The 6000-nt window shown below is 62.5% G+C and carries 3 protein-coding genes; all 3 read left to right on the top strand.

Annotated elements, in window-relative coordinates; genetic code table 11:
• Positions 1-137 precede the first annotated feature (137 nt).
• The 3 genes from DWW51_RS06950 to DWW51_RS06960 all read left to right on the top strand — a co-directional run bounded on the left by DWW51_RS06950 (position 138) and on the right by DWW51_RS06960 (position 5898).
• Positions 138-2141: a translation factor GTPase family protein gene (locus DWW51_RS06950; RefSeq protein ID WP_117773982.1), complete on the top strand. Its 2004-nt coding sequence runs from the start codon at positions 138-140 to the stop codon at positions 2139-2141.
• Between the two features lie 93 nt (positions 2142-2234).
• A complete protein-coding gene (locus tag DWW51_RS06955; RefSeq protein WP_117773983.1) occupies positions 2235-3353 on the top strand; it encodes an AAA family ATPase in 1119 nt (372 codons plus the stop codon).
• A gap of 52 nt (positions 3354-3405) precedes the next feature.
• Complete coding sequence (locus DWW51_RS06960; RefSeq protein ID WP_117773984.1) at positions 3406-5898, top strand: excinuclease ABC subunit UvrA; 2493 nt, start codon at positions 3406-3408, stop codon at positions 5896-5898.
• Positions 5899-6000 lie beyond the last annotated feature (102 nt).

Genomic DNA, 6000 nt, shown 5'->3' on the forward strand with positions numbered 1-6000 from the left:
CCGCGCGGCAACGCGGGGCGATGAGCTCGGTCGGGGGATAGGGCCCGCTTCGCCCGCCGGCCCGTAAATTGTATCATCCAGTGTGGAACGAGGATGCCCGTTGCCGCGTGCGATGGGCTTGCAATAAGAGGAGAGCCATGTCGAAGCAAGCGGTCGTTGGAATCTTGGCGCATGTCGATGCCGGCAAGACCACGTTGGCCGAGGCCATGTTGTTCAATGCGGGTCGCATTCGCAAGCGCGGCCGCGTGGACGATGGCGATTCGCACCTGGACACTAACGCGATCGAGCGCGAGCGCGGCATTACGATCTTCTCGTCGCAGGCCGTGCTCGACCACGGCGATGCCCACGTCATGCTCGTGGATGCACCCGGCCACGTCGATTTTTCTGCCGAGGCGGAGCGCACACTGCGTGCCCTGGACTACGCGATTTTGGTTGTGGGTGCCAACGATGGCGTGCAGGGGCACACCGAAACCCTGTGGCGCCTGCTTGCACGCTATGACATCCCGACGTTCATCTTCATCAACAAGATCGATTTGGAGAATCCCGGTCGCGATGTTTTGCTGGCACAGCTGGGGCAGCGTCTTTCCGAGGGCTGCCTGGATGCCAACGAGCTGCTGGCGGGCGGTGCCGCCTGGGAGGATGCTGCTGCATTGGACGAGGCGGCACTCGAGGAGTTTCTTGAGGCGGGCGGGCTTTCTGTTGCAACGCTGTCGCGCATGGTTGCCGAGCGCAAGCTCTTTCCCTGCTTTGCCGGCTCGGCGCTCAAGGACCAAGGCGTGGACGAGTTGCTGGATGGCATATGCGCGCTGATGCGTGAACAGGCGTGGCTCCCGGAGTTTGCCGCGCGCGTCTATCGTGTCAGCCGCGGGGATCGCGGCGAGCGTTTGGCTTGGGTTAAAGTGACCGGCGGCACGCTGCATGCCAAGCAGATGATTGACGGACGTTCCGGTGCCGAGGCATGGGAGCAGAAGGTCGATCAGGTCCGCATCTATAACGGCGAGAAGTATGAGCTTGCCCAAGAGGTTGCTGCTGGCGGCATCTGCGCCGTGACGGGTCTTGCGCACGTTCGCCCGGGGGACGCCTTGGGCGCGGAGCCCGCGGGCGATGCGCCCGTCATTGCGCCGGTCCTCACCTATACGGTGCTTCCGGGCGAACACGATGTCCACGCGGTGTTCAAAGCACTGACTGAGTTGGCGGACGAAGATCCCATGCTCGGCGTAAGCTGGAATACGCATCTTGAGCAGATTCATTTGCAGTTGATGGGCGCCGTGCAGCTCGAGGTCGTGCAGCGGGTGCTGGCCGATCGCTTTGGCCTTACGGTTGGATTTGAGCCCGGCGGCATTCTCTATAAGGAGACTATCTCGCAGCCGGTCGAGGGCGTGGGCCACTTTGAACCGCTGCGCCATTACGCCGAGGTGCATCTGCGTCTGGAGCCGTTGCCAGCAGGTTCGGGCGTGCAGTTTGGCACCGTGACCTCGACCGACGAGCTCGATCTTAACTGGCAGCGTCTGGCACTCACCAACGCCATGGAGCGCGATCACCTGGGCGTGCTGACCGGCTCGCCCATCACCGATGTGCGCATTACGCTCACGGGCGGCCGTGCGCATGCCAAACACACCGAGGGTGGCGATTTTCGCCAGGCCACGTACCGCGCGATTCGCCAGGGACTCATGCAGGCGCGTGAGGCCGGCGCGGCGGTGTTGTTGGAGCCGTGGTATCGCTTTGAGCTCGAGGTGCCAGGGGAGTGCGTGGGCCGGGCGTTGTCAGACGCCACGCGCATGGGTGCCGAGTACGAGCCGCCGACGATGGCGGGCGACCGGGCGAAGCTTGTGGGTCGCGTGCCGGCATCCGAGGTGCAGGATTACGCGCTGGAGGTGGCTGCCTACACGAGCGGTCGCGGTCATCTGTATCTGGAGTTCGCCGGTTATGCGGCTTGCCATGATGCCGAGCGCGTCATCGAGACGGCCGCCTACGAGCCCGAGGCCGATCTGCCCAACACGCCCGATTCGGTCTTTTGCTCTCACGGCGCCGGTTACACGGTCAAATGGTACGACGTACCCGCCGCGGCGCACGTAAAGATCGATCCCACCACCTTCCGCCCCTGGCGAGCAGCAGACGCCGAGTTTTTCGGCCATAGGTGATAGAAGGGCGGCCTCTTTGTCACCTGCTGTTGGTATAACTCGGTATAAGTTGGTATAACTATAGGCAGCGTTTGCCAATCCGAGGAGGCCGACATGAATCCAAATCCCTTTAAGCCAACGGCTGGCAAGCGCCCTCCGATACTCATTGGTCGCGAGTCGGTCATCGAAGATTTTGAGGAAGGACTCGACAACGGCGCCGGAGCGCCGGGCAGGCTCATGCTCATTACGGGAAACCGCGGCTGTGGCAAGACGGTTCTCCTGCGGGAGCTGCAACGTCTGGCCGGCGAGCGCGGATGGGCGGTTATCTCCGATTCTGCTTCGCTTGGCTTATGCGACCGATTGGCCGACGCGCTTCGCTCGAATAAACCCGTTGTGACGTCAATGGAGTTTGGGCCGTCGTTTGGCCGGATGTCGGTCGAGGCGGCGCGAGCAAAGGGCGAAACGTTGCGAGGGCTGGTCAACGAGCGCCTCATGAAGCTCGGTCCAGGCAAGGGCATACTGTTTGCGATTGACGAGGCACAGTCTGCGTCTATCGAGGAACTGGCGGCTCTTGCCGTTCTCTATCAGCAGGTGCTCGGAGATCAGGATGCCACGGGCTTGTCCGATAGCGACCAGCGCGGTCTTGCGCTGGTGTTCGCCGGCTTACCCAGTACGGTTGACGATCTGCTCGAAGAGCCGAGCGTGACGTTTTTGCGGCGTGCCCAGCAGCGTACGCTGGGGGCGATATCTTTGCCCAAGGTGCGCGATTCATATATCCAGACGGTTAAAGACGCTGGCCTTTGCGTTGACGCGGAGACGGCGGACCTTGCGGCACACAAGAGCATGGGGCATCCCTATATGGTTCAGCTGGTGGGCTATTACATGTGGCGCTCTGCTGTCCGGCGCAACTCGCAGGTCATTGAAAGGTGCGATGTCGAGGATGGCCATGCGGATGCCGTCTCCGAGTTCTACGAAGCGGTCGACGCGCCCCTGTATTACGGGCTGCGCAGCCCACAGCGCCTCTTTATCGAGGCCATGGCTGCTGACGAGGGTAAGCCGACGCGCATGGCGGATATCATTGAGCGTTGCGATCGCACCCAGAGCTGGGCGAGTAAATATCGTGCAAGCCTGATTCGCGAGCGCGTCATCGAGGCTGCCGGATACGGCCTTGTCCGGTTTACCGTGCCCATGCTGGGTGCGTACATTCGCGATCGCATTTTATGGCACGAGTGATGTGACAAAGGGACGGTCCCTTTGTCACATTTGATCAACAGGAAGGGGAGCGATGACGGTGTCGCTACAACCAAGTGCTATCGAGGTGCGTGGTGCGCGCGTCCATAACCTTAAGGACATCGATATCGATATTCCGCTGGGAAGGCTCGTGGGTATTGCCGGCGTGTCGGGGTCGGGCAAGAGCTCGCTGGCGCTGGGAGTTCTTTATGCCGAGGGCTCACGCCGTTACCTGGAGGCGCTCAGCACCTATACTCGACGTCGCCTGACGCAGGCCGAGCACGCCCAGGTGGACGAGGTATTGCACGTGCCGGCGGCACTCGCGTTGCATCAGCGCCCCAGCGTACCGGGCGTGCGTTCGACCTTTGGTACCATGACCGAGCTCAACAACAGCCTGCGCCTGCTCTTTAGCCGCTGCGCCCATCACGTGTGCCCGCATTGCGGGGCGCGTGTGGAGCCGAGCCTTAACGTAGCGGCGGGCCTGTCGCTCACGTGCCCCGCATGCGGCCGCGAGTTCTATGCGCCGGGTGCCGAGGACCTTGCCTTTAACAGTGGCGGCGCGTGTTCTACCTGCGGCGGCACCGGCGTCATGCGCGAGGTAGACGAGGCGAGCCTGGTGCCCGACGAGTCAAAGACCATCAACGAGGGCGCGGTGCTTCCCTGGGGCACGCTCATGTGGGACCTGATGAAGCAGGTGGCCGGCGAGATGGGCGTGCGTACCGACGTGCCGTTTAACCAGCTCACGCCTCAAGAGCGCGACATCGTGTTCCATGGCCCGGCAGTTAAGAAACACATTCTCTACGTTCCCAAAAACGGCGAGGGCGCCACGCCGCTCGATTTCACCTATTACAACGCCGTCTATACCGTCGAGAATGCGCTCGCCAAGGTTAAGGACGACAAGGGTCTCAAACGCGTTGCACGCTTTTTGCGCGAGGGGCCGTGCCGTGACTGCGGCGGCACCCGTCTCTCCGAGGCCGCACGCCAACCCCAGGTGCGCGGTATCAATCTGGCACAGGCGGCGGCCATGACATTGGGCGAGGCGATTGAGTGGGTGCGCGGGGTGCCCGCATCCTTGTCGGCCGAGATGCAGCCCATGGCGACGGATATCTGCGATTCGTTTTTGGGCGCGGCCCATCGCCTGGTCGACCTGGGTCTCGATTACCTTTCGCTCGATCGCGCCGGTGCCACACTCTCCACGGGCGAGCGTCAGCGCGTGCAGCTCGCCCGCGTGGTGCGCAACCGATCGACGGGCGTGCTTTATGTGCTGGACGAGCCCTCGATAGGCTTGCATCCTGCCAATGTCGACGGCTTGGTGGGCGTAATGCGCGATCTGGTGGATGACGGCAACACCGTGGTCGTTGTCGACCACGATACGCGCGTGCTGGCGGAAGCCGATTATCTGGTCGAGATGGGCCCCGTTGCCGGAGCAGGCGGCGGTCATGTGATCGCCGCCGGTACGGTGGGCGAGGTCGAACAATCGCAGGGTAGCCGCATCGCGCCGTTCTTGCGCTCGGACCCCAAGCGCTTGCGCCCGCAGGTGGCTGACGACGAAATGTTCGATCTGGGCCATATCCGCATGGCGACCGATGCCATCCATACCGTCAAACCGCTCGAAGTCGATATCCCGCGCGGCCGCCTTGTCGCGGTAACGGGTGTTTCAGGTTCGGGCAAGACGACATTGGTGCTCGAGACGCTCATCCCGGCGCTCAAGGCGCAAGCGGCTGGCGAGCGCCTGCCGAGGCACGTGCGTTGGGTCGATGCCGAGGGCATCGCGCGCGCCAACCTGATTGACGCCACGCCCATTGGCGCCAACGTGCGCTCGACGGTGGCGACCTATGCCGACATCCATGATGAGCTGCGCCGCGCCTTCGCCCGCACGCCCGAGGCCAAGGCGGCAGGGTATAAGGCGGGTGCCTTTAGCTACAACACCGGCGCCTTGCGCTGCCCCACATGCGATGGCACGGGCTCGATATCGCTTGACGTGCAGTTTTTGCCCGATGTCGAGATCGTCTGCCCTGCATGCCGTGGCTCGCGTTATGCAGACGCGGCTTCGCATATTCATCGCGAGGGCAAGGACGGCAGCCTGCTTACGTTGCCGCAACTTATGGATATGAGCGTGGATGAAGCCCTCGACGCGACCGTCGGACTCAAGAAGGTTCAGGTGCGTTTACAGACCTTGCACGACCTGGGCTTGGGTTATCTCACGCTTGGTGAGCCCACGCCGGCGCTTTCGGGCGGCGAGGCGCAGCGCCTTAAGCTTGCGAGCGAGATGGACCGTGTGCAGGACGATGCCGTATTCCTATTCGACGAGCCCACGATCGGACTGCATCCGCTCGATGTTCAGGTGTTGCTGAGTGTGTTTGACGGCCTTGTTGCCAAGGGCGCCACGGTTATCGTGATCGAGCACGACCTCGACCTTATCCGTAACGCCGATTACGTGATCGACATGGGCCCGGGCGGTGGCGACGCAGGCGGGCAAATCGTCTGCACCGGTACGCCGGGCGACATTACGGCCTGCTCCAAGAGCATTACCGGTCGCTACCTATAACCGAATGTGACAAGGGGACTGTCCCTTTGTCACATTGATGTCAAAACAATTGGCTCTGTTAGACCAAATTTGACACGATCGGCTGTTCGTCGAACCGGAAAA

It is taken from the genome of Collinsella sp. AF15-51 (assembly GCF_003462845.1).
Classification (GTDB): Bacteria; Actinomycetota; Coriobacteriia; order Coriobacteriales; family Coriobacteriaceae; genus Collinsella.

What these genes read in the sequence shown, in the direction of transcription:
- DWW51_RS06960 (WP_117773984.1), top strand. Translation starts at nt 3,406, where the DNA reads ATGACGGTGTCGCTACAACCAAGTGCTATCGAGGTGCGTGGTGCGCGC.
- DWW51_RS06955 (WP_117773983.1), top strand. Translation starts at nt 2,235, where the DNA reads ATGAATCCAAATCCCTTTAAGCCAACGGCTGGCAAGCGCCCTCCGATA.
- DWW51_RS06950 (WP_117773982.1), top strand. Translation starts at nt 138, where the DNA reads ATGTCGAAGCAAGCGGTCGTTGGAATCTTGGCGCATGTCGATGCCGGC.